Origin of the sequence: Streptomyces sp. NPDC021100 (assembly GCF_044333095.1) — a bacterium.
In the GTDB taxonomy this organism is placed as follows: domain Bacteria; phylum Actinomycetota; class Actinomycetes; order Streptomycetales; family Streptomycetaceae; genus Streptomyces.
Window position 1 is genome coordinate 186863 of sequence record NZ_JBIRQH010000013.1, and the last position, 25039, is coordinate 211901.

22 protein-coding genes and 2 tRNA genes are annotated in these 25039 nt (G+C 71.2%); 11 read left to right on the forward strand and 13 right to left on the reverse strand.

Features of this window, described 5'->3' with window-relative positions; all coding sequences use genetic code 11:
• Nucleotides 1-2 precede the first annotated feature (2 nt).
• The 6 genes from mreD to ACH4PU_RS23360 form a co-directional block, all read right to left on the reverse strand.
• Nucleotides 3-686 (reverse strand): rod shape-determining protein MreD, encoded by a 684-nt coding sequence (gene mreD, locus ACH4PU_RS23335; RefSeq protein ID WP_398275311.1) that lies wholly within the window; start codon nucleotides 684-686, stop codon nucleotides 3-5.
• A gap of 10 nt (nucleotides 687-696) precedes the next feature.
• On the reverse strand, nucleotides 697-1629 hold the full coding sequence (mreC, locus tag ACH4PU_RS23340) for a rod shape-determining protein MreC (RefSeq protein WP_398275215.1): 933 nt from the start codon (nucleotides 1627-1629) through the stop codon (nucleotides 697-699).
• Nucleotides 1630-1755: 126 nt separating this feature from the next.
• A complete protein-coding gene (locus ACH4PU_RS23345) occupies nucleotides 1756-2775 on the reverse strand; it encodes a rod shape-determining protein (protein WP_004950903.1) in 1020 nt (339 codons plus the stop codon).
• Between the two features lie 283 nt (nucleotides 2776-3058).
• On the reverse strand, nucleotides 3059-3472 hold the full coding sequence (gene ndk / locus ACH4PU_RS23350) for a nucleoside-diphosphate kinase (RefSeq protein WP_152262634.1): 414 nt from the start codon (nucleotides 3470-3472) through the stop codon (nucleotides 3059-3061).
• 108 nt (nucleotides 3473-3580) lie between these two features.
• Nucleotides 3581-3922, reverse strand: a complete 342-nt coding sequence (locus ACH4PU_RS23355) for a DUF4233 domain-containing protein (RefSeq protein WP_398275219.1) — start codon at nucleotides 3920-3922, stop codon at nucleotides 3581-3583.
• Nucleotides 3923-3924: 2 nt separating this feature from the next.
• Nucleotides 3925-5475: a bifunctional folylpolyglutamate synthase/dihydrofolate synthase gene (locus ACH4PU_RS23360; RefSeq protein ID WP_398275222.1), complete on the reverse strand. Its 1551-nt coding sequence runs from the start codon at nucleotides 5473-5475 to the stop codon at nucleotides 3925-3927.
• A 162-nt stretch (nucleotides 5476-5637) separates the two neighbouring features.
• Between ACH4PU_RS23360 and ACH4PU_RS23365 the strand changes: the two genes are divergently transcribed.
• The 5 genes from ACH4PU_RS23365 (at nucleotide 5638) to ACH4PU_RS23385 (ending at nucleotide 11650) form a co-directional block, all read left to right on the forward strand.
• Nucleotides 5638-6801, forward strand: coding sequence for an ATP-binding protein (locus ACH4PU_RS23365; RefSeq protein WP_398275225.1), 1164 nt, complete (start codon nucleotides 5638-5640; stop codon nucleotides 6799-6801).
• A complete protein-coding gene (locus ACH4PU_RS23370) occupies nucleotides 6798-7478 on the forward strand; it encodes a response regulator transcription factor (RefSeq protein WP_185946252.1) in 681 nt (226 codons plus the stop codon). The genes ACH4PU_RS23365 and ACH4PU_RS23370 overlap by 4 nt, the downstream gene beginning before the upstream one ends.
• Before the next feature lie 291 nt (nucleotides 7479-7769).
• Nucleotides 7770-8897, forward strand: a complete 1128-nt coding sequence (gene wecB, locus ACH4PU_RS23375; RefSeq protein WP_398275229.1) for a non-hydrolyzing UDP-N-acetylglucosamine 2-epimerase — start codon at nucleotides 7770-7772, stop codon at nucleotides 8895-8897.
• A gap of 53 nt (nucleotides 8898-8950) precedes the next feature.
• The gene (locus tag ACH4PU_RS23380; protein WP_398275232.1) at nucleotides 8951-10315 is read left to right on the forward strand and encodes a glycosyltransferase; all 1365 of its coding nucleotides are present in this window, start codon (nucleotides 8951-8953) and stop codon (nucleotides 10313-10315) included.
• Nucleotides 10316-10483: 168 nt separating this feature from the next.
• On the forward strand, nucleotides 10484-11650 hold the full coding sequence (locus ACH4PU_RS23385) for a hypothetical protein (protein WP_398275314.1): 1167 nt from the start codon (nucleotides 10484-10486) through the stop codon (nucleotides 11648-11650).
• A 264-nt stretch (nucleotides 11651-11914) separates the two neighbouring features.
• Here ACH4PU_RS23385 and ACH4PU_RS23390 read toward each other — a convergent pair whose 3' ends face one another.
• Complete coding sequence (locus tag ACH4PU_RS23390; RefSeq protein ID WP_398275235.1) at nucleotides 11915-14536, reverse strand: valine--tRNA ligase; 2622 nt, start codon at nucleotides 14534-14536, stop codon at nucleotides 11915-11917.
• Between the two features lie 173 nt (nucleotides 14537-14709).
• On the opposite strand from ACH4PU_RS23390, the gene ACH4PU_RS23395 reads away from it, so the two are divergent.
• From ACH4PU_RS23395 to ACH4PU_RS23415, 5 genes are all read left to right on the forward strand, one after another.
• Nucleotides 14710-15471, forward strand: a complete 762-nt coding sequence (locus tag ACH4PU_RS23395) for a hypothetical protein (RefSeq protein ID WP_398275238.1) — start codon at nucleotides 14710-14712, stop codon at nucleotides 15469-15471.
• 234 nt (nucleotides 15472-15705) lie between these two features.
• Complete coding sequence (locus ACH4PU_RS23400; protein ID WP_398275241.1) at nucleotides 15706-16650, forward strand: hypothetical protein; 945 nt, start codon at nucleotides 15706-15708, stop codon at nucleotides 16648-16650.
• A 37-nt stretch (nucleotides 16651-16687) separates the two neighbouring features.
• The gene (locus tag ACH4PU_RS23405; RefSeq protein ID WP_398275244.1) at nucleotides 16688-17650 is read left to right on the forward strand and encodes a hypothetical protein; all 963 of its coding nucleotides are present in this window, start codon (nucleotides 16688-16690) and stop codon (nucleotides 17648-17650) included.
• Between the two features lie 32 nt (nucleotides 17651-17682).
• A complete protein-coding gene (locus tag ACH4PU_RS23410; RefSeq protein WP_398275247.1) occupies nucleotides 17683-18393 on the forward strand; it encodes a hypothetical protein in 711 nt (236 codons plus the stop codon).
• Between the two features lie 74 nt (nucleotides 18394-18467).
• A complete protein-coding gene (locus ACH4PU_RS23415) occupies nucleotides 18468-19310 on the forward strand; it encodes a hypothetical protein (protein ID WP_398275250.1) in 843 nt (280 codons plus the stop codon).
• An 81-nt stretch (nucleotides 19311-19391) separates the two neighbouring features.
• On the opposite strand, the gene clpX is transcribed toward ACH4PU_RS23415, so the two are convergent.
• From clpX to ACH4PU_RS23440, 5 genes are all read right to left on the reverse strand, one after another.
• Entirely contained in the window at nucleotides 19392-20684 is a 1293-nt protein-coding gene (gene clpX, locus ACH4PU_RS23420) for an ATP-dependent Clp protease ATP-binding subunit ClpX (RefSeq protein WP_398275253.1), read from the reverse strand.
• A 194-nt stretch (nucleotides 20685-20878) separates the two neighbouring features.
• Nucleotides 20879-21568: an ATP-dependent Clp protease proteolytic subunit gene (locus ACH4PU_RS23425; protein WP_004953018.1), complete on the reverse strand. Its 690-nt coding sequence runs from the start codon at nucleotides 21566-21568 to the stop codon at nucleotides 20879-20881.
• A gap of 73 nt (nucleotides 21569-21641) precedes the next feature.
• Nucleotides 21642-22247, reverse strand: a complete 606-nt coding sequence (locus tag ACH4PU_RS23430; RefSeq protein ID WP_398275317.1) for an ATP-dependent Clp protease proteolytic subunit — start codon at nucleotides 22245-22247, stop codon at nucleotides 21642-21644.
• A 422-nt stretch (nucleotides 22248-22669) separates the two neighbouring features.
• Nucleotides 22670-24049 carry a trigger factor gene (gene tig / locus ACH4PU_RS23435; protein WP_398275258.1) on the reverse strand — a complete coding sequence of 460 codons (1380 nt, stop codon included), beginning with the start codon at nucleotides 24047-24049 and terminating at the stop codon, nucleotides 22670-22672.
• Nucleotides 24050-24191: 142 nt separating this feature from the next.
• A tRNA-Pro gene (locus tag ACH4PU_RS23440) sits at nucleotides 24192-24268 on the reverse strand.
• Nucleotides 24269-24556: 288 nt separating this feature from the next.
• Here ACH4PU_RS23440 and ACH4PU_RS23445 point away from each other — a divergent pair.
• A tRNA-Gly gene (locus ACH4PU_RS23445) sits at nucleotides 24557-24627 on the forward strand.
• Between the two features lie 86 nt (nucleotides 24628-24713).
• Here the strand turns inward: ACH4PU_RS23445 and ACH4PU_RS23450 are convergent.
• On the reverse strand, nucleotides 24714-24908 hold the full coding sequence (locus tag ACH4PU_RS23450) for a hypothetical protein (protein ID WP_185944962.1): 195 nt from the start codon (nucleotides 24906-24908) through the stop codon (nucleotides 24714-24716).
• Between the last annotated feature and the right edge of the window lie 131 nt (nucleotides 24909-25039).

Genomic DNA, 25039 nt, shown 5'->3' on the forward strand with positions numbered 1-25039 from the left:
TGTCACAGGTGCTTGCCGCCCTTCCACTTGCTCCGCGTCCCCCGGGCCCCCCGTGACAGCCGCGTTCTGCGGACCTGAAGGCCGCCCAGCCCCTTGCCGCGCCCGCGCCCGCCCAGGCCGGGCATCCGGCCGTACGCGCCCTCGCCGGCCGCGACGGCGGTGGCCCCCTCGCCGGTGAGCGGGTCGTTCTCCGCCCGCCGGGCCAGCGCCATGATCAGCGGCACGGTGAAGGGCGCCAGCAGCAGGTCGTAGAGCGCGGCGGTGAGCAGCAGCCCGGTGAGGCCGACGTGCCGGGCGGCGGTGTCCCCGACCAGGGCGCCCACGCCCGCGTAGAGCAGGGTGGAGACGACGGCCGCGCCGAGGACGACGAGCAGTGGCACGGTGGCCGAGCGCAGCCGCCCGGTCTCCGGCCGGGCGAGGCCGACCAGGTATCCGACGACGCACAGCACCAGCGCGTAGCGGCCGGTCGCGTGGTCGGCGGGCGGGGCGAGGTCGGCGAGCAGGCCCGCGCCGAAGCCGACCAGGGCGCCGCCGGTGTGCCCGTAGACCAGGCCGAGGGCGACGACGACGAGGAGCAGCAGGTCGGGGACGGCACCGGGCAGATGGAGCCGGGCGAAGACGCTCACCTGGAGGACGAGGGCCACCACCACCAGCGCGGTCGAGAGCAGGATCCGGTTCAGGCGCATGGGCATGGGGTCAGTCCCTGGGTTCGGCGCTCGGCGTCGGGGTGGCCGTGACGGTCACCGTGGGCGTGGGCTTGGGGGCCTCGGGCTTGGGCGGCAGCACGCTGTCGCGCGGGTCGGCCTTGGGCGGTTCGACGACGACGCCGACGAGGTCGAGCTTGCTGAACCCGACGAAGGGCCGCACCTGGAGGGTGCGGGTGAGCCGGCCGCCGGAGGGCTCGACGCGGACGACCTCGCCGACCGGGACGCCGGGGACGAACGGCTTGTCCTTGCTGGAGCCGAAGGTGACCAGGCGGTCGCCGGGCCGGACGGCGGCCTTGCCGTTGAGCAGCTCGACGCGCAGGCTGCTGTCGCCCTGGCCGCCCGCGAAGCCGATCTCGCCGCTCTTCTCCAGCCGGGTGCCGACGGTGAACTTGGGGTCGGTGACGAGGAGGACGGTCGAGGTGGACGGGCCGACGGTGGTGACGCGGCCGACGAGCCCGTCGCCGTTGAGGACGGTCATGTCGCGCCTGACGCCGTCGTGGCTGCCGAGGTCGATGGTGACGGTCCAGGAGAAGCCCTGGGCCGCTCCTATGGCGATGACCTGGGCGCCCTTGATGCCGTACTGGCCGCGTCCCGCGGTGCCGAGCATCTTGTCGAGCTCGCGGACCCGGGCGTTGTTGCGGTCGTCGCTGCCGAGCCGCTGCTTGAGGGCGGTGTTCTCGCGCTCCAGCCGGGTGATCCGGTCGCTGCGGCCGCCCGAGTCGCGGACGGCGGCGACCGCGTCGGCGACCGGGTCGACGATCCCGGCGACGCCCTTCTCCACCGGCCCGAAGGCGGTGGCGGCGGCGCGCCGGGCGCCGTCGAGCGGAGACCGGTCGCCGCCCCGGATGTCGACCGTGATCAGCGCGAACGCGACGGCGATCAGCAGTACCAACAGCAGCCGGCTCTCTCGTGTGTCCCTCACGTGCGGCGGCATGCCCTTCTCGTCGGGTCTCCTGTGACCGGCGGGCCGGGCGGACGCCGGTCACCGGCAGCAGCGTTCTGCCTGTATATCAGGTTGTTTCCGCGGGGCGGCGGTGCCGGGGGCGGGTCACCTGCGGGGCTGTGCGTCCAGCACCTGCTGGAGGGCCTCGAACTCCTCCACGCACTTGCCGGAGCCGAGCGCGACGGAGTCCAGCGGGTCCTCGGCGATGTGGATCGGCATGCCGGTCTCGCGGCGCAGCCGCTCGTCCAGGCCGCGCAGCAGGGCGCCGCCGCCGGTGAGCACGATGCCGCGGTCCATGACGTCGCCGGAGAGCTCGGGCGGGCACTTGTCGAGGGTGGTCTTGACCGCGTCGACGATGGAGTTGACGGGCTCCTCGATGGCCTTGCGGACCTCGGCGGCGGAGATGACGACGGTCTTGGGCAGCCCGCTGACCAGGTCGCGGCCGCGGATCTCGGTGTGCTCGTCCTGCTCCAGGTCGTAGGCCGACCCGATGGTGATCTTGATCTGCTCGGCGGTGCGCTCGCCCAGCAGGAGGCTGTACTCCTTCTTGATGTGCTGGATGATCGCGTTGTCCAGCTCGTCGCCCGCGACGCGGATCGACTGGGCGGTGACGATGCCGCCGAGGGAGATCACCGCGACCTCGGTGGTGCCGCCGCCGATGTCGACGACCATGTTGCCGGTGGCCTCGTGGACCGGGAGGCCCGAGCCGATCGCGGCGGCCATGGGCTCCTCGATGATGTGCACCTGCCGGGCGCCGGCCTGGGTGCTGGCCTCGATCACCGCGCGCCGCTCCACGCCGGTGATGCCGGAGGGGACGCAGACGACCACGCGCGGGCGGGCCATCCAGCGGCGCTTGTGGATTTTGAGGATGAAGTAGCGGAGCATCCGCTCGGTGATCTCGAAGTCGGCGATGACGCCGTCCTTCAGGGGACGGACCGCCACGATGTTGCCGGGCGTCCGCCCGATCATCTTCTTCGCCTCGGCGCCGACCGCGAGGATGCCACCGGTGTTCGTATTGATGGCGACGACGGACGGTTCGTTGAGGACGATCCCGCGGCCTCTGACGTACACCAGCGTGTTGGCGGTCCCGAGGTCGACAGCCATGTCACGGCCGATGAACGACATGTTGTTCCCCATGAGGATACGTCTGGCCTTCCCAGCTGGAGCGATTGCTTACTTGAGGTCGGCAGGTGGTGCGCTGCGGGGCGCGGAAGCTCTCATCGTAGTCTCGCCGACGGAAAGCGACGCGACAGCTGCTCCGCCATTGTCGGCGGAACGCGAGCCCGCCCCGGTAATGGTGACGTCGTGTCGGAGTGAGAGGTTCCCCCGATCGCCACGCATATGTCGGAGGGCGACCGAAAAGAAATCGGTCGCCCCTGATCAGAATGGGAGCCGGCCTGATCCGGTATCAGCCGTGGTCGGGAAAGAAAATCTTGATTTCCCGCTCGGCGGACTCCACCGAGTCCGAGGCATGGATGAGGTTCTCGCGCGTGATGGTGCCGAAGTCACCACGGATGGAACCCGGGGCGGCCGAAATCGGGTCGGTCGGACCCGCCAGCGCCCGGACACCCTCGATGACGCGCTCGCCCTCGACGACCATGGCGACGACCGGACCGGACGACATGAACCCCATCAGCGGCTCGTAGAAGTCGCGGCCGACGTGCTCGGCGTAGTGCTGTTCGAGGACGGCACGGTCCAGGGTGCGCAGCTCCAGCGCGCTGATCGTCCAGTTCGCCTTCCGCTCGATGCGGGCGATGATCTCGCCCACGAGCTTGCGGGCGACCGCGTCGGGCTTGAGGAGGACGAGGGTGCGCTGGCTCATACTGCGGCTCCTTGCGGAAGATCGAGTGTGTGGGGCCAGAGGGTACAGGGGCGCGGGGGGCCCGCCGTCACCCGGTACGGGCCGGCCGCCCCGCGGTGACGCGTACCGCTACGACGCCTCGGCCTCCGCCGCGAACCGCGCCTTCGCCGCGTCGATCTTCCGGCCGAAGTGCACCGACGCCCACCACAGGGCGCCGAAGACCAGCCCCAGGGCGAACATCAGCGGGACCACGAAGCCGCTGGCGATCAGGCCCACCTGGAGCAGCCAGCCCAGCTGCACCCCGCCGGGACGGGTGATCATCCCGCACAGCACCACGCTGAGCAGCATCGCCGTCCCGCTGACCGCCCAGACCGTCCCGGTGGACAGATCCTCGTCCTTCATGGCCACCAGGCCGGCGAAGCCGATGATGAAGAATTCACCGATCAGAGTGCTCGCGCACAGCGTCCGCATGGTCAGTCCCTCCCGAGCAGCAGCAGGCGGGCGTCGCCCACCGTGAAGACCGAGCCGGTCACCAGGACGCCGGCGCCGGCGTACTCGCCCTCCTCCTCGGCGAGCGTGATCGCCGCCTCCAGGGCGTCGTCCAGCCGGGGCTCCACCTGGACCCGCTCCTCGCCGAAGACCTCGACGGCGAGCGCGGCCAGCTCGTCGACGTCCATCGAGCGGCCGGTGGAGTTGCGGGTGACGACGATCTCGGCGAAGACCGGCTCGAACGCCTCCAGCACCCCGCGCACGTCCTTGTCGGCGCTGGTGCCCACGACGCCGATCAGCCGGCTGAAGCCGAACGCCTCGGTGACCGCCTCGGCCGCCGCCCGGGCGCCCGCCGGGTTGTGGGCGGCGTCCAGGACGACGGTGGGGCTGCGGCGGACGACCTCCAGCCGGCCCGGCGAGGTGACGGAGGCGAAGGCGCGGCGGACCACGTCGAGATCCAGGGTGCGGGCGTGCTGCGAACCGATGCCGAAGAACGCCTCGACCGCCGCCAGCGCCACCGCGGCGTTGTGCGCCTGGTGGGCGCCGTACAGCGGCAGGAAGACCTCCGGGTACTCACCGCCGAGGCCGCGCAGGGTGAGCAGCTGGCCGCCGACCGCGACCTCGCGGGCGACGACGCCGAACTCCATGCCCTCGCGGGCGACCGTGGCGTCCACCTCGACGGCGCGCTTCAGCAGCGCCTGCGCGGCGTCCACCGGCTGCTGGGCGAGGACGACGGTGGCGTCCTGCTTGATGATCCCGGCCTTCTCCAGGGCGATCTCCCCGGGCGTCGAGCCGAGCCGGTCGGTGTGGTCCAGCGCTATCGGCGTCACCACGGCGACCGTGCCGTCCACGACGTTGGTCGCGTCCCAGGTGCCGCCCATGCCGACCTCGACCACCGCGACGTCCACCGGGGCGTCGGCGAAGGCGGCGAAGGCCATGCCGGTGAGCACCTCGAAGAAGGACAGGCGGAATTCCTCGCGCTCGTCGACCATCCGCACATAGGGCTCGATGTCCCGGTACGTCTCGACGAACCGCTCGGCGCTGATCGGCGCGCCGTCCAGGCTGATCCGCTCCAGGTAGGTCTGCACGTGCGGGCTGGTGTAGCGGCCGGTGCGCAGGTCGAAGGCGCCGAGCAGGGCCTCGATCATGCGGGCGGTGCTGGTCTTGCCGTTGGTGCCGGTGATGTGGATGGACGGGTACGCGTGCTGGGGCTGGCCCAGGACGTCCATCAGCTTCCGGATGCGCTCCAGCGACGGGTCGAGCTTGGTCTCCCCCCAGCGGCCCGCCAGCTCGGCCTCCACCTCGCGCAGCGCCCGCTCGACCTCGGGGTCGGCGGGGCGGGCGGGGATGCCGTCGCCCTGCGGCGGTCCGGCCTGGGCGCGCAGGGTGCGGCTGCCGGCCTCGATCACCGCCAGGTCGGGGTCTCGGGTGGTCTCGGCGTCGACGATCTCCTCGAACCGGTCGGCACCGTCGGGGCCGCCGGTTCTCTTCTCGCCGAGGTCGTCGTGGTCGTCGTTCTGGGGGCGCTCGCTCACGCCGCCCAGTCTACGGAGCCGGGGCGGTGCGCCGGGGCAGGGGCCGGATGCGGGACGACGCTGCGGGAGCGTTATGTTCCGCTTTGCCCTACGGTTTTAGTGCGGATTTCGTTTGATTGCGGAGGGATTCGCCGGAGACGTCCGTGGGAGCGGGTGAGAAACATGGGCCCCGAGGACCGTGACCTGCTCCAGGACCGTGACCTGCTCCAGGCCGTCCTGGAGGCCCTGCCCGCCGGCGCCCTGCTGCAGAGCCCCGCCGACGAGATCCTCGCCGTCAACCGCCGCTTCGCCCGCATGTTCGACCTCGAAGGGCGGGTCGACCTTTCCCGGGGCGCCCCGATGCGCCCGGTCGTCCCCCTGGTCCGCGCCCGTTTCGCCCCCGGCTACACCGGCACCGGCAGCCCCGGCGAGATCCTGGCCCGCCGGCCCGTCCACCGGGAGGCCGAGATCCCGCTCGCCGACGGGCGCGTCGTCCGCCGCGAGGTGGAGCCCCTGCGCCACGGCGGCACCTACCTGGGCGCCCTGTGGTTCTTCACCGACATCACCGACCGCAAACGCCGCGAACACGACCTCGAACGGGACAACGTCGCCCTCACCGAGCTGGCCCGGCAGCGCAACGCCTTCACCGCCGCCGCCTCCCACGAGCTCCGCACCCCGCTCACCACCGTCATCAGCTTCGGCGAACTCCTCGTCGACCCGGCCTTCGGCGCCCTCACCGACCAGCAGCGGGCCTTCGTGGACGCCATCCGCCGCAACGGCGAACGGATGCAGCGGGTCATCGCCGACCTGCTGTTCACCACCCGGATGCGAGCCACCGGGCCGGAGCTGGAGTTCGGCTGGGTGGACGTGCCGGACATGCTGCGCGACGCCGTCCTGGAGTCCCTCTGCGTCCCGGCCGACGGCCCCGGGCCGGTCTTCACCACCCTGCACTGCGCCCCCGGACCGCCGCTGCGCGGCGACCGCCACCGGCTGCGGCACGTGCTCGGGAACCTGCTGGAGAACGCCGCCAAGTTCACCCCGCCCGACGGCCGGATCACCGTCACCGCCGCGCCGCACGGCGACCACTGGGAGATCGAGGTCGCCGACACCGGCATCGGCATACCCGAGGCCGCCCGCGAGGAGATCTTCACCGGCTTCGTCCGCGCCGCCAACGCCCGCTCCGGCGGCTACCCCGGCACCGGACTCGGCCTGGCCATCGGCCGCACCCTCGTCGAACTGCACGGCGGCACGCTCACGGCGGGCGGTACGGAGGGCGAGGGCGCGGTCTTCCGCCTCGTCCTGCCGGTCGCGGGCCCGCCGGGCGTGAGCGAGGAGGACGTCCCATGACCCGCATCCTCGTCGTCGAGGACGACCCCGACCTCGCCCTCGCGCTGCGCGTCCTGCTCGAACGCGCCGGCCACACCGTGATCCCCGCCGACGACGGCCGCGAGGCGCTGCGACTCCTCTTCGCCGAACGGCCCGCCCTGGTGATCCTCGACATCGGGCTGCCCGAGCTCGACGGCTGGGAGGTCCTGGAACGCACCCGCGACCTCAGCGACCTCCCCGTCCTCCTGCTCACCGCACGCGGCGCCGAGACCGACCGCGTACGCGGCCTGCGCTCCGGCGCCGACGACTACCTCCCCAAGCCCTTCGGCAACGAGGAGCTCCTCGCCCGCGTCGAGGCCCTGCTCCGCCGCGCCGCCCCCGCCCGCTGGGCCGGCGAGTCCTTCGACGACGGCCTCCGCCTCGTCCCCGAGCGTCGCTCCGCCGTCTGGCAGGGCCAGGAGGCCCGCCTCAGCGACATCGAGTACCGCCTCCTCCAGATCCTCGTCCGCAACCGCGGCCGCGTCATCACCACCGAGCAGCTCCTCGACCGCGTCTGGGACGACCACGCCGCCACCGGCCGCGAACGCGTCAAGTTCGCCGTCCTGCGGTTGCGCCGCAAGCTGCGGCAGGCGGCGGGGGACGAGGCGGCGGATCCGGTGGAGGCGGTACGGGGGCTGGGGTACCGGTACCGGACGTAGTCCGAGGGGTGCGTCCCAGACCCCTTGTCCTCAAACGCCGGACGGGCTGATGTCAGCCCGTTGGAGGTGCCCCCTCTGGAGGAGTTTGAGGACAACCGCGCGGAGCGCGGTTTCGGGGTCTGGGGCAGCGCCCCAGGAAACGGTGAAAGGGCGGCGGGACCGGGGCACCCCACCCGGGACGAAAGTCCCGATCCGAACCCGCAACCGTCGAGCAACCGGCGCTCATCCGGGCCCGCAACCGACCCATCCCACTCTCGAGGCTGCCCAGTCCCCGCAGCCTCAGGAGACCCCGTGCCCGCGCCCCTGCCCACCCGCAGCATCGCCCTCGTCCTCGGCACCCGCCCCGAGCTCATCAAGCTCACGGACCTGGCCCGTCTCCTCGGCCCCGCCGCCCACCTGATCCACACCGGCCAGCACTACGACGAGAACCTCTCCGGCCGCTTCCTGACCGAGCTGGGGCTCCCCGAGCCCACCCTCCTCACCGGCGTCGGCGGCAAGCCCCGCGCCGTGCAGATCTCCGCCGCCCTGGAGCAGCTCGACGAGCTGTTCGCCGCCGAGCCGCCGCTCGCCGTCGTCGTCCAGGGCGACACCAACGCCGCCCTGGCCGGCGCGCTGGCCGCCAACGCCCGGGGCATCCCGCTGGTGCACGTCGAGGCCGGCCTGCGCAGCCACGACCGGAACATGCCCGAGGAGCACAACCGCGTCCTCATCGACCGCGTCGCGGACGTGCTCTGCGCGGCCACCGGGGACAACCGCGCCAACCTCCTCGCCGAAGGCCTGGAGGACGCCCGGATCGCGGTCACCGGCAACACCGTCGTCGAGGCCGTACGCAACCAGCTCCCCGCCGCCGGCGAGCGCGCCGCCCTCCTGCGCGCGCACGGCCTGACCGCCGACGGCTACGTCCTGGCCACCGTGCACCGCCCGGAGAACACCGACGACCCCTCCGCCCTGCGCGCGGTCCTCACCGAGCTCGCCGCGCTGGTCACGGACGACCGCCCGGTCCTGCTGCCGCTGCACCCGCGCACCCGCGCCCGGATCGAGGCGGCCGGCCTCTCCGGCCTGCTCGCGCCGCTGACGGTGACCGCGCCGCTCGGCTACTCCGAGTTCCTGGCGCTGGCCCGGCACGCGGCGCTGCTGGTGTCCGACTCCGGCGGCATCCAGGAGGAGTGCACGGTCCTCGGCCGCCCGCTGGTGGTCGTCCGGCGCTCCACGGAGCGGCCGGAGGCGATGACCGACTTCGCGGAACTGGTTATTCCGGGCCCGGCGATCGGCGCGGCGGCGCGCCGGCGACTCGCGGAGGGCCCCGAGGGGCTGGCCCGCCTCGCCGCGCTGCCCAGCCCGTTCGGCGACGGCCTCGCCTCGGAGCGGATCACGGCCCTGCTGGCCGGAATCGCGACGCCGGTGCGGCTGGCGGCGTAAGCGCACCAGCCCCCGCCACCGCCGCCCGCTCCCCCGCCCCACCAGGACTCCGCGTGTTCCAGCACCCCTTCTTCCATATATTCCCCTTCTTCCTCCTCACCTGCTTCCTTCTCTACTGGGCCGGCGCCCGCCACGCCTACACCCGCCGCCCGCTCGCCGAGCACGGCGACCCGAACGCCTTCGACTGGCACTTCTTCGTCCCCTGCCGGGACGAAGAGGCCGTCGTCGCGACGACCGTCGGCCGGCTGCGCGCCGACCACCCCCGCGCGCACGTCTGGGTCATCGACGACGACAGCGACGACCGCACCGGCGCGATCGTCGCCGAGCTCGCCGAGCGCGACCGCCGCGTCCACCTGGTGCGCCGGCACCGCCCCGAGGCCCGGCAGGGCAAGGGCGCGGCGCTCAACGCCGCGTACGACGAGCTGAACCAGTTCCTCTCCCGGGACACCGACCGCGAGCGGGTCGTCGTCTGCGTCGTCGACGCCGACGGGCAGCTGGACCCGAACGCCCTGAACGTCGTCAGCGGCCCGCAGGGCTTCGGCGACCCCGAGACCGGCGGCGTCCAGGTCAGCGTCCGGATGCGGAACACCGAGGACGAGCGCCCGCTGCCCGACCGCGGCCGGGTGCGGAACGCCTTCGCGCGCCTGCTGGTGCGCATGCAGGACATGGAGTTCTCCGTCTCCAACGCCGGGATGCAGCTGCTCCGCGCCCGCACCGGCTCCGTCGGCCTGGGCGGCAACGGCCAGTTCACCCGGCTCGCCTCGCTCGACCGGATAGCCGCGGCCGAGCGGCGGCCCTGGAAGCGCGGCGCCCTGCTGGAGGACTACGAGCTGGGCCTGCACATGATCCTCACCGGTGACCGGATCAACCACCTCGCCGACACCTGGGTCTCCCAGGAAGGGCTGCCGCACGGCCGCCGGTTCCTGACCCAGCGCACCCGCTGGGCACAGGGCAACCTCCAGTGCGTCCGCTACGCGCCGCGCATCGTCTCCTCCCGCCACTACGGCGGCCGGGGCATCCTGGAGACCCTCTACACCTTCCTCCAGCCGGTCGCCCATCTGGTGACCCTCGCCCTGTGCGCGCTCATGTTCGCCCTCCTTGGCCTGACCGCGGCCGAGGACGGTCCCGGCGCCGCGTTCGGCGGGATGCTGGCCCTGTGGCCGCTGGTCCTCGCACTGGCCGTCGTCTCCGTGCTGCCGTTCGTGCTGTGGGGCCCGGTCTACCGCCGCGACCGCGCCGACGACCGCTCGCTGCTCACCGCCCTGCTGTGGGGGCTGGCCCTGTGGCTGTACGCCTACCACCTCTTCCCGGCGTCGGCCCGCGGCTTCGTGCGGATGCTGCGCGGCCGCAACGGCTGGGCGAAGACCCGCCGCAACGCGGAGGCGACGGATTCCGGACCGGTCGCCATCGAGGCTTGAGTTCGAACACAGTTTGGAACGCGGTGTTCCGCTGCTCACATTGGCCGCCCGGAGGGCAACCTCCGGGCGGCTTCCGCCATCTGACCGCCGGTGACAGTTGTGCCCGGACCCGACGGTGGCCGGGTGGTGGACGGGAGCGTTGTGCGGATACCGGAACTCAGCACGCGGATGCACTTGCTGCTGCTCACCGCGTGGGCCGCGCTCTGGTTCGTGGTCGTGGAACCGAGCGGCGGCTTCTCCTGGCACTACCTGCGCACGGGCGGCGAACTGATCTACGACGGCTCGTCCGGCGACGGCGGCCTCAACCTCTACGCCCGCCACCCGGAGCTCCAGATGGGGCCCATCAGCTTCCTGGTGGCCGGGCTGTTCAACCCCTTCCCCGCCGAGGTCGGGCAGGTGCTCGCCGAGGCGTTCATGTCGGTGCTCGGCCTGGTGGTCCTGGTGCTCACCGGGCGCAGCGCCGCCCGGCACTTCCTGGGCACCGGCACCAACCACCAGCGGCTGCGGCGGCGCGTCCTCATCGCCGGGCTCGCCTTCATCCCGATGTGGATCGAGGTCTCGGTCCGCTTCGCCCATCTCGACGACGTGCTGGCGCTGTTCTTCACCGCCCTCGCCGTCCGCTCCATGACGCGCTGCGACGCGGCGGCCACCGGCATCTGGATGGCCTTCGCCCTGGACTCCAAGCCGACCGCGCTGGCCTTCGTCCCGCTCCTGCTGGCGCTGCCGAAGGAACGCTGGCTGCGGGCCGGGCTCTGGTGTGCCGCCCTGGTCGCCGTCGCCTGGGTGCCGTTCTTCCTCGTCGACGCGCACTCCTTCGCCGCCGCCGAGTTCACCATCCCCAACAACCCGGCGTCCGCCCTCCGCTGGCTCGGCGCCAACGACCCCGAGACCCCGAGCTGGGCCCGCCCGGCCCAGGCCGCCCTCGGCCTCTTCCTCGGCACCGTCGCCGTCTGGCGCGGCCGCTGGGCGGCGGTCGTCCTGCTGGGCGCCAACGCGCGCATCGTCCTCGACCCGAGCGTCTACACGTACTACACGGCGTCCGTACTGCTCGGCACGCTGCTGTGGGATGTGTGCGGGCAGCGGCGGCTGGTGCCGCTGTGGAGCTGGCTGGCGTTGGTGGCGCTGTACGGGAGTGTGTTCGTCGTCCACGACGATGCGGTGCGGGGCCTGATCCGGCTGGCGTTCGTCGTCGTCTCGACGGCGTACGTCCTGTTCGCGCCGGTGCGTGACCGCCGCCAGCGGGTCCGTGACCGCGCGGAGTTGCACGACGAGCCCGTCGAGGGGCCGTGGGGGCCGATGTGGGACCCGGGGCGCTCGCGGCCATGGGCGCGGTGAGGGTGCCCCAGACCCGCCCTTTCTCCCCCAGCTACCGCTGGGAGGTGCCCCCAGTTTCCTGCGGGGCAAGCCCCCGCACCCCCTGAAACCGCGCTCCGCGCGGTTGTTTTCAAGCGCCGGACGGGCTGGTGTTCAGCCCGTCCGGCGCTTGAGGACGAGCGGCGAAGCCGCGACAAGGGGGTCTGGGGCGCAGCCCCAGGAAACGGCGAAGGGGCGGGACAGGGGCAACCCCCATCCCGCCCCAGCCACAGGCGAACCCGAACGCTACGCGCCCGGCAGCGCGTCCAGCTGAGCCCCGATCCGCTCGATGTCAGCCTCAGCCTTCGCAAGCCGCGTACGAATCTTCTCGACGGCCGCTTCGGCCGCCTTCGCCAGGAACGCCTCGTTCCCAAGCTTGGCCGTCGCCTGAGACTTCTCCTTCTCCGCCGCCGCCAACGCCTTGGCAAGCCGCTTCCGCTCCGCCTCCACGTCGATCGTCCCGGACAGGTCCAGAGCCACGGTCGCCCCACCGATGGTGAGGTTGGCGGTCGCCTGGAAACCCTCACCCTCCGGCTGCAGACGCAGCAGCTGCCGGATCGCACCCTCGTGCGCGGCAAGGGCGGTACCGGACAGGCCGAGCCGCGCGGGCACCCGCTGCCCCGGCTGGAGCCCCTGGTCGGCGCGGAAGCGCCGGACCTCGGTGATCACCTGCTGGAGGTTCTCGATCTCCGCCTCGGCCGCGGCGTCGCGGAACCCCCTGTCGGTCGGCCAGTCGGCGACGACGAGCGACTCCTTGCCGGTGAGCGTCGTCCACAGCGCCTCGGTGACGAAGGGGACGACCGGGTGGAGCAGCTTGAGGGTGACGTCCAGGACCTCGCCGAGGACGCGGGCCGACACCTTCGCCTGCTCGCCGCCGCCCATGAACGTGGTCTTGGACAGCTCGACGTACCAGTCGAAGACCTCGTCCCACGCAAAGTGGTAGAGGGCGTCCGAAAGCTTCGAGAACTGGTAGTCCTCGTAGTACGCGTCCACCTCGGCGACGGTCGCGTTCAGCCGGGAGAGGATCCACCGGTCGGTGGCCGACAGCTGCTCGGCCGACGGGAGTTCGCCCTCCACGGTCGCGCCGTTCATCAGCGCGAACCGCGTCGCGTTCCAGATCTTGTTGGCGAAGTTGCGGGACGCCTGGACCCAGTCCTCGCCGATCGGCACATCCGTACCGGGGTTGGCGCCCTTGGCCAGGGTGAAGCGGACGGCGTCGGAGCCGTACGCGTCCATCCAGTCCAGCGGGTCGACCACGTTCCCGAAGGACTTGGACATCTTCTTGCCGCGCTCGTCGCGCACCAGGCCGGTGAGGGCGATGGTGTGGAACGGCGCGACGCCGTCCATCGCGTAGAGGCCGAACATCATCATCCGGGCGACCCAGAAGAAGATGATGTCGTGGCCGGTGACCAGGACGTCGGTGGCGTAGAACTTCGCCAGGTCCGGCGTCTTCTCCGGCCAGCCGAGCGTGGAGAACGGCCACAGGCCGGAGGAGAACCAGGTGTCGAGGACGTCGGTGTCCTGGTGCCAGCCCTCGCCGGACGGCGGCTCCTCGTCCGGGCCGACGCAGACGACCTGGCCCTCGGGGCCGTACCAGACCGGGATGCGGTGCCCCCACCACAGCTGGCGCGAGATGCACCAGTCGTGCATGTTGTCGACCCAGTCGAAGTAGCGCTTCGACATGTCCTCCGGGTGGATCTTCACCCGGCCGTCGCGGACGGCGTCGCCGGCGGCCTGCGCCAGCGGGCCGACCTTGACCCACCACTGCATGGACAGCCGCGGCTCGACGGTCGTGCGGCACCGGGAGCAGTGGCCGACGGAGTGGACGTACGGGCGCTTCTCGGCGACGATCCGGCCCTGCTCGCGCAGCGCGCCGACGATCGCCGAACGCGCCTCGAAACGGTCCAGGCCGAGGAACGGCCCATGCACGGTGATGACGCCGTGCTCGTCCATGACGGTCATCGACGGCAGGCCGTGGCGCTGGCCGATGGCGAAGTCGTTGGGGTCGTGCGCCGGGGTCACCTTGACGGCGCCGGTGCCGAACTCCGGGTCGACGTGCGTGTCGGCGACGACGGGGATCGTGCGGTCCGTCAGCGGCAGCTTGATCTGCTTGCCGACGAGGTGCGCGTACCGCTCGTCCTCCGGGTGGACGGCGACGGCCGTGTCACCCAGCATCGTCTCGGCGCGGGTGGTGGCGACGACCAGCGACTCCTCGCCCTCGCCGTACCGGATGGAGACGAGCTCGCCGTCGTCCTCCTGGTACTCCACCTCGATGTCCGAGATGGCCGTGAGGCAGCGGGGGCACCAGTTGATGATGCGCTCGGCGCGATAGATCAGCTCGTCGTCGTAGAGCTTCTTGAAGATCGTCTGGACGGCCTTGGACAGGCCCTCGTCCATGGTGAAGCGCTCGCGCGACCAGTCGACGCCGTCGCCGAGCCGGCGCATCTGGCCGAGGATCTTGCCGCCGTACTCCTCCTTCCACTGCCAGACGCGCTCGGTGAACGCCTCCCGGCCGAGGTCGTGGCGGGACTTGCCCTCCTCGGCGAGCTGCTGCTCGACCTTGTTCTGTGTGGCGATGCCGGCGTGGTCCATGCCCGGCAGCCACAGCGCCTCGTAACCCTGCATCCGCTTGCGGCGGGTGAGGGCGTCCATCAGCGTGTGCTGGAAGGCGTGGCCCAGGTGGAGCGAGCCGGTGACGTTGGGCGGGGGGATGACGATCGTGTACGGCTTCTTGTCGCTCGTCGCGTCGGCCGTGAAGTAGCCCCGCTCTACCCAGCGCTCGTACAGCGGCCCCTCTACTTCGGCCGGCGCGTACTGGGTCGGCAGTTCGGGGACGCTGTCGTGTTGCTGCTGAGTGTTCTCGGTCACGGGGGAAATTCTACGGGGCCCGGGCGGTCCGCCACGAACCCGTTTGCCCCTGACATGACCCGGAACCGGACCCTGAGAGGCGTCGGGGGAAACTGACGCAAACGCCGCACCCGTCCCACGCGGCGCAGGAGACCTCTCGGTCCCGCGAAAACCAGCAAAGAACGGCACGCACGATGACCACGTCCCTCCCGGTCCCTCCTCCCCTGCCCCAGCAGCCCCCGCGCCGCGGCGGAAAGCGCCGGACGGCCCTCCTGGCCGGCGCCGCCGCCCTCCTGATCGCGGGCGCGGCCGCGGGCGGCGTCCTCTGGTTCCGGGACGGCGACGGCGACGACGGCACGAAGCCGTACACCATCGCCCTGCCCGACCGCCTCCTCGACGGCGCGTACAAGAAGGAGGACGCCCGCCCCGGAGACGCCGGCGGGACCGAGGACCTGACCGGCGACGCGCAGGCCGGGAAGCTGGGCATCACCCACGGCAAGGGCTTCATGGGCGGCTACGTCAACGACAAGAAGCAGAAGCTGAACGTCTACGGGGCGAACGGTGACATCGCCGACCCGCGCAAGACGCTCGACGCCCTGGTGGCCCTGGCCGACGAGGGCAGCGCGAAGCACCCGTCCGGTGCGGTCGGCGGCACGCCCCGCACGGTCACCCCGTGGACCGAGTTCCACCCGCCGGGCGCCAACGGCCTGATCATGAAGTGCACGACCTCGAAAAGCGCGAGCGGAACGGGCGCCGTCTCCGTCAGGCTGGGGATCAGCCAGTGCTTCTGGGCCGACCACAGCACCATGGGCGGCGTCCAGCACATGGTGATGGCCTTCGACGGCCTGCCGCCCAACGGCCGGGACACCCCGGGCGCCACCGGCGAGGTGATGTCGGCCGAGGAGCTGTCCGAGGCGACGGTTAAGGTGCGGGACGAAGCGCGCAGCGAGAAGTAGCGACCGCGGGGAGCGGTCGCGACGGGGGGAGAACGCGATGAGTCGCATCCGGTTGCCCGGATCCGGGCGCCCATGCCCGTGTGCCGCGGCCGGCCCCACACCCCCCCCGGCCGCCGCTCCCGGATGTGCCGAAACCGTTGCCGACCCGAGGTAAAGCCGGGATAAGGCATCGGAAAGGATGACGCGGAACGCCGCCCCCGTCCCCCCACACGTCGAGAGAGACAGCCACACACCATGAGCTTCAACCAGCCGGGCCCCTACGGCCAGCCCCCACAGCAGCCGCACGCCCCGCAGGGCCCCAACCCCTACGGCCAGGGCGGCGCCCCCGGCCAGCCCGGTTACGGCTACCCCCCGCCGCCCCAGGCCGGCCCGTACGGCGCGCCCCCGCCGGCACAGCCCGGCCCCTACGGCGCGCCCCCGCCCCAGCCGGGCCCCTACGGCCAGCCGCCCCAGGCCCCCTACGGCCAGCAGCCCGGCATGCCCGGCCCGTACCCGCCGCCGGTCCCCCCGCAGGGCGGCGGCAAGGGCAAGACGATCGCCATCGTTCTCGGCATCGTCCTGGTGATCGGCGCGCTCGCGGGCGGCGGTTACATGCTCCTGGGCAAGGGCGGTGACGGCGGCGCGTACACGATCGTGCTGCCGGAGAAGCTGCTGGACGGGAAGTACACCAAGACGGCGGGATCCGGCTCCGGTGACGCCCCCAAGAAGGGCAACGACTCCAAGCTGAAGGAACACGGCATCAACAGCGGTGAGGCCGTGTCCGGCGCCTACACCAGTGACGCCAAGGTGAATCTTCGCATCACGGGTATCTACGGTGACGTGACGGACCCGAAGAAGGCCGTCAACGACGTGATCGCCGACACGGACAAGAGCCCGGCCGCCTCGAAGTTCGAAACCGTGACGCCCTATACGGAGTTCCACCCCTCCGGATTCGACGGCACGGTGATGAAGTGCACCATGAAGAAGATGACCACTTCCTACGGCTCCTACAGCAGTGAGGTGCGTATGAGCCAGTGCATCTGGGGTGACAACAGTGCCCTGGGGATCGTGGCCAACAGCTCGACCAAGAGCAACTCCTCCTTCAGCTCGGGCACCGGCTCCACCGCCGACGCCATGACCGCCGAGGAACTGGCCGAGGCCACCGCCAAGATCCGCAACGAGGTCCGCAAGGACAAGTAGCAAGCGCCGTAAGGCGATCGGTCCCGAAGGGAAAGACATGAGCTCAGACCAGCCCAACCCGTACGGGCAGCAGCCCCCGCCCACCCCCTACGGGCAGGGTGCCGGTGCGCCGGGCGGGCAGCCGGGCTACGGCTACCCTCCGGGACAACCGCCTTACCAGCAGCCGCACCCGTACGGGCAGCCGCCGCAGCAGCCCCCGGTGAACCCCTACGGACAGCCGCCGCAGGCCGGCCCGTACGGTCCGTACGGGCAGCAGCCCGGCGTGCCCGGCCCGTACGGCCCGTACCCGCCGCCCATACCCCCGCAGCGCTCCGGCAAGGGCAAGGCGATCGCGATCACCGTCGGCGTACTGGCCGTCGTGGGCGCGCTCGCCGGCGGTTTGGTGCTTCTCGGCAAGAGTGGTGGCGGCGGCGGTTCCGTGCCCGACGACGGGAAGCGGTACACGCTGACGGCTCCCGCCACGGTCCTCGGGGACTACAAGAAGGACCCCAGCGAGACCACCAAGGGCTTCGGGCCCAACGGCAAGGAGAAGGCCGAGGCGTTGGGCGTCGTCGACGCGGAGAACACGGGTGCCGGCTACGAGTCCGGCGAGGGCTTCTCCCAGAAGTACCTCTTCTTCAACGGCGTCTACGGGAAGATCAAGAACCCGGACAAGACCCTCGACCGGCTCTTCGACCTGATGGGCGAATCCCTCAAGAGGGACTCCAAGGGCGACAAGGGCGAACTCGTGGGCAGCCCGGAGAAGGTCACCCCGCAGGGGCTCGGGAACGCCGTGATGAAGTGCCAGTACGTGAAGACCGCCGGCACCGGCGACTCCTCCAGTGGGACGCCCGCCAACTTCAAGGCCCCCCTCTGCGCCTGGGCCGATCACAGCACCACCGCCATCGTCATGCACGTCGACGTGGCGTCCGCCATGGGCGGCGGCAGCGCGACGCTCCAGCAGGCGGCCGAGCAGGCCGTGAAGTTCCGCAACGAGGTCCGCGTCGAGGCGGGCGCATGACGTAGCCGGCCCCGTACGGCCCGCGGCCCGGCATGGCCTGCCCTCCGCCCCCGTCGGCGCCCCCGCCCCTGCCGCCGCCGGGCGGACGGGGCAAGGGCAAGGCCCTGGCCCTGGCCGCCGGCGCCCTGGTGCCGGCCGGCGCGGCCGTCGGCGGCTTCCTCTCCTTCGGCGGCGAGGAAGGCGACACCCGGCACTACCGGCTCACCGCCCCCGAGACCGTCCTCGACGCGTACCGGAAGGCGGAGGACCAGCCGGACGAAGTCGCAGGCAACGACAACCGCGAGGAGAACCGGACGCTGGGAATCGAGGATTCCCGGGAGATCACCGCCTTCTACGCCGACGGCAACGGTCCGGATCAGCGGCGCCTCGTCTACCACGGCGCCTGGGGCCGCATCGGCGACCCGAGCGGAACCCTCGACCGCCTGTTCCGGAAGTTCACCCGGGAACCCATGGGCGGGGTCGACGGCACCTTCGTCGGGTCCCCTCAGGATTTCCACCCGAAGGCGCTCGACGACGCGGTGATGAAGTGCCGGAAGGTACGGATCAAACGCAACGGCGGGCTGCTCGGCAAGCCGGTCGAGACCGAACTGCCCTTCTGCATGTGGGCCGATCACAGCACGATGGCCTTCGCGTTCACCCTGGATCCCACGACGGCCGGGAGCAGCCGGCCGGTCTCTCTGGACACGGCCGCCGAGGACCTAGCCCGCCTCCGGAAGGAGGTCCGGGCCGAGGCAGGCACCTGAGCCGGATCTCGAAGGCGGGCCACGCCCCTGACCAGGTACGTTGGCGGAACTCGCACCACCTTCAGGAGCTCGTCATGGCCGCAGTACCCCCACAGGCGTCCCCCCGCCCCCGCGTCCTCTACGTCACCGACCTCGCCTACGAGGCCAAGGGGCGCCGGTACTGCGACGAGGACATCTTCCTCACCTCCCGGCTCCGCGCGTGGTTCGACATCGCGCTCTGCCACCCGCTGGACGCCGTCGCGCTGATGGACGGCTTCGACCTCGTCGTCGTCCGCAACAGCGGCCCCGTGCTCAACTACCAGGCGGCGTACGACCACTTCCGCGCCGAGGCCGCCCGCCGGGGCACCCGCGTGCACAACAGGCTCACCGGCAAGGGCGACATGGCGGGCAAGCAGTACCTGCTCGACCTCACCGCCGCCGGGTACCCGGTCATCCCGACCGTCGACCGGGCGGCGGACGTCGGCCGGCTTCCGGTCGTCGACGAGTACGCGGTCAAGCCGAAGCTGGGCGCCGACTCGATAGGTCTGGAGTTCGTCCCCCGCGAGCGGCTCGCGGAAGGCGTCGCGGACGGCGAGGTCCTCGTCCAGCCGCGGATCCGCTTCGCGTACGAGGTGTCGTTCTACTTCGTCGACGACGCCTTCCAGTACGCGCTGTACGCGCCCGACCCGGCCCGCCGCTGGGACCTGCAGCCCTACGAGGCCACCGAGGCCGACCTCGCGTTCGCCCGGCGCTTCGTCGAGTGGAACGGCACCGACCACGGCATCCAGCGCGTCGACGCCTGCCGTACGCCGGAGGGCGGGCTGCTCCTCGTCGAGCTGGAGGACCTCAACCCGTACCTCTCCCTGGACCTGCTGCCTGCCGTCACCCGCGACGCGTTCGTCGACGCCCTGGCCGCTTCCCTACGCAGGGCTCTCTGACAGCACGGCACGGCACACGACAAGGCGCCCGGCCGCCGGTTCGGAAACCGGCGGCCGGGCGCCCGCGAAGACCGCTGAGCGCTACGCGCTCTTCTCGTGCCGCTCCCCCGAGCCCGGCTCGTTGCCCCGAGTGCGCGGCACCAGGGTGGGGTTGACGTTCGACTGCACGACGTCCGCCGTGATGACGACCCGGGCGACGTCCTTGCGGGACGGCACCTCGTACATCACCGACTGGAGGACCTCCTCCATGATGGCCCGCAGCCCCCGCGCGCCGGTGCCGCGCAGGATCGCCTGGTCGGCGATGGCCTCCAGCGCCGGGCGGTCGAAGTCGAGCTCCACGCCGTCGAGTTCGAAGAGGCGCTGGTACTGCTTCACCAGGGCGTTGCGCGGCTCGACGAGGATCTTCAACAGGGCCGCGCGGTCCAGGTTGTGGACGCTGGTGATCACCGGCAGCCGGCCGATGAACTCCGGGATCATGCCGAACTTGACCAGGTCCTCCGGCATGACCTCCTGGAACTGGTCGCTCGCCTCGATCTCGCGCTTGGAGCGGATCGTCGCGCCGAAGCCGATGCCCTTGGCGCCCGCCCGCGACTCGATGATCTTCTCCAGGCCGGAGAACGCGCCGCCCACGATGAACAGCACGTTCGTCGTGTCGATCTGGATGAACTCCTGGTGCGGGTGCTTCCGGCCGCCCTGCGGGGGCACCGAGGCCGTGGTGCCCTCCAGGATCTTCAGCAGCGCCTGCTGGACGCCCTCGCCGGAGACGTCCCGGGTGATCGACGGATTTTCGCTCTTTCGGGCGACCTTGTCGATCTCGTCGATGTAGATGATGCCGGTCTCGGCCTTCTTGACGTCGTAGTCGGCGGCCTGGATCAGCTTCAGCAGGATGTTCTCGACGTCCTCGCCCACGTAGCCCGCCTCGGTCAGCGCCGTGGCGTCCGCGATGGCGAACGGGACGTTCAGCATGCGGGCGAGCGTCTGCGCCAGCAGCGTCTTGCCGGACCCGGTGGGACCGAGCAGCAGGATGTTGGACTTGGACAGCTCGATGGCGTCGTCACGGTCGCGCCCGCCGGTCTCGCCGGCCTGGACGCGCTTGTAGTGGTTGTAGACGGCCACCGAGAGGGCCTTCTTGGCGGCCTCCTGGCCGACGACGTACCCCTCGAGGAACTCGTAGATCTCCCGGGGCTTGGGCAGTTCCTCCCAGCGCACCTCGGAGGTCTCCGCGAGCTCTTCCTCGATGATCTCGTTGCAGAGGTCGATGCACTCGTCGCAGATGTACACACCAGGACCCGCGATGAGCTTCTTCACCTGCTTCTGGCTCTTCCCGCAGAACGAGCACTTGAGCAGGTCGCCGCCGTCACCGATGCGTGCCACGAGGTGCTTCCCCTTCGCCTGGGATCCGCCTTGCTCTGCGAACCCGAGTGCTTGCCTATCGACGGTACCTTGCCGGGCCCCCCGTGCGGGCCCCCCTCGCACCTACTCGGCCAAGGGGGGTACCGGCGGCACGGTGTCCGGGAGGTCCGGGAGCGCCCGCCCCCGGCCGGTTCCCGGACCGTCACGTCAGAACGTCAGACCGCGACGGACGACTTGCGCGTCGAGACGATCTGGTCCACGAGACCGTACGCCAGCGCGTCCTCGGCCGTGAGGATCTTGTCGCGCTCGATGTCGTCGCGGATCTTCTCGATCGGCGTGGTGGAGTGCTTGGCCAGCATCTCCTCCAGCTGCGTCCGCATGCGCATGATCTCGTTCGCCGCGATCTCCAGGTCGGAGAGCTGCTCACGGCCCGTCTGGCTGGACGGCTGGTGGATCAGGACACGGGCGTTGGGCAGCGCCATGCGCTTGCCCGGGGTGCCGGCGGCCAGCAGGATCGCCGCGGCGGAAGCCGCCTGGCCCATGCAGACCGTCTGGATGTCCGGCTTCACGAACTGCATCGTGTCGTAGATGGCGGTCAGCGCGGTGAACGAGCCGCCGGGCGAGTTGATGTAGATCGAGATGTCCCGGTCGGGGTCCATCGACTCCAGGCACAGCAGCTGCGCCATCACGTCGTTGGCGGAGGCGTCGTCGATCTGCACGCCGAGGAAGATCACACGCTCCTCGAAGAGCTTCGCGTACGGGTCGTACTCGCGGACGCCCTGCGAGGTGCGCTCGACGAAGCGGGGGACGACGTAACGACTCTCGGCGGGCAGGCCGGAGAACTGCGCCTGCGGGCCCGTGTAGAGGCCGCTGCCGGGGAAGTTGTTCATGCGGGTGTTCACCATCCTGATGGCGGTCGTTGGCTGGGATTCGACGGTCGGGCGGTACTCCCGGGGGCCGACCCCCGGGCTCCGGGGCTCAGGCCCCGGTGCCGCCGCCGCCCGGAACGCCGGAGGCGTGCGTGATGATCTCGTCGATGATCCCGTACGCCTTCGCCTCCTCCGCGCTGAACCAGCGGTCGCGGTCGCCGTCACGGATGATCGTTTCGACGCTCTGACCGGTGTGGTGGGCGGTGATCTCCGCCATGCGCTTCTTGGTGCGGAGCAGCTGCTCGGCCTGGATCTTGATGTCCGAGGCGGTACCGCCGAGACCCGCGGAACCCTGGTGCATCAGGATGTCGGTGTTGGGCAGCGCGAAGCGCTTGCCCGGGGTGCCACCGGTCAGCAGGAACTGGCCCATCGAGGCCGCGAGGCCCATGCCGATGGTCACCACGTCGTTCGGGATGTACTGCATGGTGTCGTAGACCGCCATGCCGGCCGTCACCGAGCCGCCGGGGCTGTTGATGTAGAGGTAGATGTCCTTGTCGGGGTCGGCGGCAAGGAGCAGCAGCTGAGCCGTGATCTTGTTGGCGATGTCGTCGTCGACCTGCTGGCCCAGGAAGATGATCCGCTCGTCGAGCAGTCGGCTGTAGACCTGGTCGCCGAGGCCACCACCGATGGAAGGACCGCCGGCGGCGGAAGGCATCAGATTCGTCACGTGATCCACCTGCTCGTCTCTGACGGCAACGGGCCGTCTCCGCGTCTTCTCTCGGGGCCGGGGGGCCTTCGGGCCGGTACGGTCCGGCGCGCTCAAAGTCTCCCCTGCCCTCGTATCTACGGACCCTAACGCGCTGGTCGGCGGGCGCCATCCCGCATGAGGAACTGTTCGCTCTGAGCGCATGTTCCGGCCGGTACGGCCCTGTGGGGCCACCGCCCACGGCGCCCGGGGGTGCCGGACGCGCCCCCGCGCGCACGCGGTCCGGCGGCCGGAGCCGGGACGGGCCCGGACACGGCCCGCGCCGGGCGGCGGCGGGGTCGTGTCCGGGCCCGTCCCGGAAGGCCGTCCCCGCGGCCGCCGCACCCGGGGGCACGGCGGTCGCGGAGGGCGGCCGGTGGGCGTTCGGGGGCTCAGCCCTCGTTCTTCGCCTCGGCGGCCTCGGCGGCCTCGGCGCCCTCAGTGGCCTCGGCCTCGTCCTCGCCGTCCTCCAGGTCGACGACCTCGCCGTTGGAGTCCTTGACCGTGGCGGCCTCGACGACGGTCGCGAGGGCCTTGCCGCGGGCGACCTCACCGACGAGCATCGGGACCTGGCCCTGCTCGACGACGGCCTGGGCGAACTGGTCGGGGCTCATGCCGGAGGACTGGGCACGGCGCATCAGGTGCTCGGTGAGCTCGTCCTGGCCGACCGACAGCTTCTCCTTGTTGACGATCTCGTCGAGGACGAACTGGGTGCGGATGCCCTTCTCGGCCTGCTCCTTGAGCTCGGCGTCGAACTCCTCGGCGGTCTTGCCCTGGATCTCCAGGTACTTCTCCAGGGTGAGGCCCATCTGGCCGAGCTGGTGGTGCTCCAGGTTGTGCTTCCGGGTGTTGATCTCGTCCTCGAGCAGCTTCTCCGGCATCGGGACCTCGACCAGCTTCAGGAGCTCCTCGAGCACCTTCTCCTGGGCCTGGGTGGCCTGGTCGAACTTCTTCATCCGGGCGAGGCGCTCACGGCTGTCGGCCTTGAGCTCCTCCAGCGTGTCGAACTCGCTCGCGAGCTGGGCGAACTCGTCGTCCAGGGCGGGCAGTTCGCGGGACTTCACCGCGGTGACGTCGACCTTGACCTCGGCCTCCTTGCCCTCGGCGCTGCCGCCCTTGAGCTCGGAGGTGAAGGTGGCGGTGGCGCCGGCCTCCAGGCCGGTGACGGCCTCGTCGATGCCGTCGAGCAGCTGGCCGGAGCCGATGGTGTAGTCGACGCCCTTGGCGACGCCGTCCTCCAGCACCTCGCCGTCGACCTTGGCCTCCAGGTCGAGGGTGACGATGTCGCCCTCGGCGGCGGCGCGCTCGACCGGGGAGGCGGTGGCGAAGCGCTCGCGGAGCTGCTCGACCGACTTCTCCACGTCCTCGTCGGTGACCTCGACGGCGTCGACGGTGACCTCGATGCCGGAGTAGTCCGGGATCTCCAGGGCGGGACGGATGTCGACCTCGGCGGTGAAGGTCAGCAGCTCGCCGTCCTTCAGCTCCGTGATGTCCACCTCGGGCTGGCCGAGCGGGTTCAGCTCACCCTCGTTGACGGCCTCGGTGTAGAACTTCGGGAGGGCGTCGTTGACGGCCTCCTCCAGCACCGCACCGCGGCCGAAGCGCTGGTCGATGACCCGGGCCGGGATCTTGCCCTTCCGGAAGCCAGGCACCGAGACCTGCTGGTTGATCTTCTTGTACGCCGCGTCGAGGCTGGGCTTGAGCTCCTCGAAGGGCACCTCGACAGTGAGCCGAACCCGGGTCGGGTTCAGGGTCTCCACGGCGCTCTTCACGGTTCGGTCTCCTTGGGGCTGACTTCGGGTTTTTCTGCCGAGGTTCTGCTGAGCCTCAGCCGATCGCGCCCGGTAGTAGAGACACAGACGCGCAACCTGCATAGTAACCGCACGCTGGATGAGCCCCACAAGGCGATCTTGCTGGTCGGGGTGGCCGGATTCGAACCGACGACCTTCCGCTCCCAAAGCGGACGCGCTACCAAGCTGCGCCACACCCCGTCGGTGCGACACGTAGGGTACATGCCCGCAGGAGCGGCGGCCGACCTTTGACCGCGCCGTGACCGTGCGGATGCCCGGCCATGACCATGGCGGTGACCACGGGGGTTGCCTGCGGGGCAAACGGGGCGGAGGGGCCGCGACGGGGTCGCGAAGGGGCCGCGCAGAGGCCGGGGCGGGCGCCGGCGGGCCCCGGGGAGGCAGTCCCGGCACCGGGGTGTGCGGCGAGGGGCCCGGACCCGCTACGATGCACGTCAGTGCCGCACCCCCCGCGGGGTGGAAGCGGCACGCGCGGGCGTAGCTCAATGGTAGAGCCCCAGTCTTCCAAACTGGCTACGCGGGTTCGATTCCCGTCGCCCGCTCGGACGACGCCCCCGGCCACCGGCCGGGGGCGTCTCTCGTGCGCCGCGCCGCACCTTCCGGAGGGTCCCCTCCGGAAGGCGGCGGGTCAGAGCTTGATGTTGCTGATCGTCTGGGCGAGCGAGTTGAGGAACCGGTGGATCGACGGGGCCATGCCCGACGACGCCAGGAAGAAGCCGAAGAGGGCCGCGACGGTGGCCGCCCCGGCCTTGATCTTCCCGCCGCGGATCATCATCACCAGGATGATCGCCAAGAGCAGCACCGCAGACACCGATATGGCCACAACTGATCACACCCTCGGTCGAAGAACCTGGCCCGGCCCCCGGAGCTCCACCTCGTCGGGCTCCACCGCACCATCGTGCCATCAACTCGCGCCCCGTGGAGGTGATGTGACGATTCATCGACGATTTGACC

Excerpts from the sequence above, each read along its gene's own strand:
- ACH4PU_RS23410 (WP_398275247.1), top strand. The coding sequence starts at position 17,683 with ATGGCCTGCCCTCCGCCCCCGTCGGCGCCCCCGCCCCTGCCGCCGCCG.
- ACH4PU_RS23355 (WP_398275219.1), bottom strand. The coding sequence starts at position 3,922 with ATGCGGACGCTGTGCGCGAGCACTCTGATCGGTGAATTCTTCATCATC.
- ACH4PU_RS23395 (WP_398275238.1), top strand. The coding sequence starts at position 14,710 with ATGACCACGTCCCTCCCGGTCCCTCCTCCCCTGCCCCAGCAGCCCCCG.
- ACH4PU_RS23405 (WP_398275244.1), top strand. The coding sequence starts at position 16,688 with ATGAGCTCAGACCAGCCCAACCCGTACGGGCAGCAGCCCCCGCCCACC.
- ACH4PU_RS23430 (WP_398275317.1), bottom strand. The coding sequence starts at position 22,247 with ATGCCTTCCGCCGCCGGCGGTCCTTCCATCGGTGGTGGCCTCGGCGAC.
- ACH4PU_RS23365 (WP_398275225.1), top strand. The coding sequence starts at position 5,638 with ATGGGCCCCGAGGACCGTGACCTGCTCCAGGACCGTGACCTGCTCCAG.
- ACH4PU_RS23415 (WP_398275250.1), top strand. The coding sequence starts at position 18,468 with ATGGCCGCAGTACCCCCACAGGCGTCCCCCCGCCCCCGCGTCCTCTAC.
- ACH4PU_RS23400 (WP_398275241.1), top strand. The coding sequence starts at position 15,706 with ATGAGCTTCAACCAGCCGGGCCCCTACGGCCAGCCCCCACAGCAGCCG.
- mreD (WP_398275311.1), bottom strand. The coding sequence starts at position 686 with ATGCGCCTGAACCGGATCCTGCTCTCGACCGCGCTGGTGGTGGTGGCC.
- ACH4PU_RS23385 (WP_398275314.1), top strand. The coding sequence starts at position 10,484 with ATGCACTTGCTGCTGCTCACCGCGTGGGCCGCGCTCTGGTTCGTGGTC.
- ACH4PU_RS23370 (WP_185946252.1), top strand. The coding sequence starts at position 6,798 with ATGACCCGCATCCTCGTCGTCGAGGACGACCCCGACCTCGCCCTCGCG.
- ACH4PU_RS23345 (WP_004950903.1), bottom strand. The coding sequence starts at position 2,775 with ATGTCGTTCATCGGCCGTGACATGGCTGTCGACCTCGGGACCGCCAAC.
- ACH4PU_RS23425 (WP_004953018.1), bottom strand. The coding sequence starts at position 21,568 with ATGGTGAACACCCGCATGAACAACTTCCCCGGCAGCGGCCTCTACACG.
- ndk (WP_152262634.1), bottom strand. The coding sequence starts at position 3,472 with ATGAGCCAGCGCACCCTCGTCCTCCTCAAGCCCGACGCGGTCGCCCGC.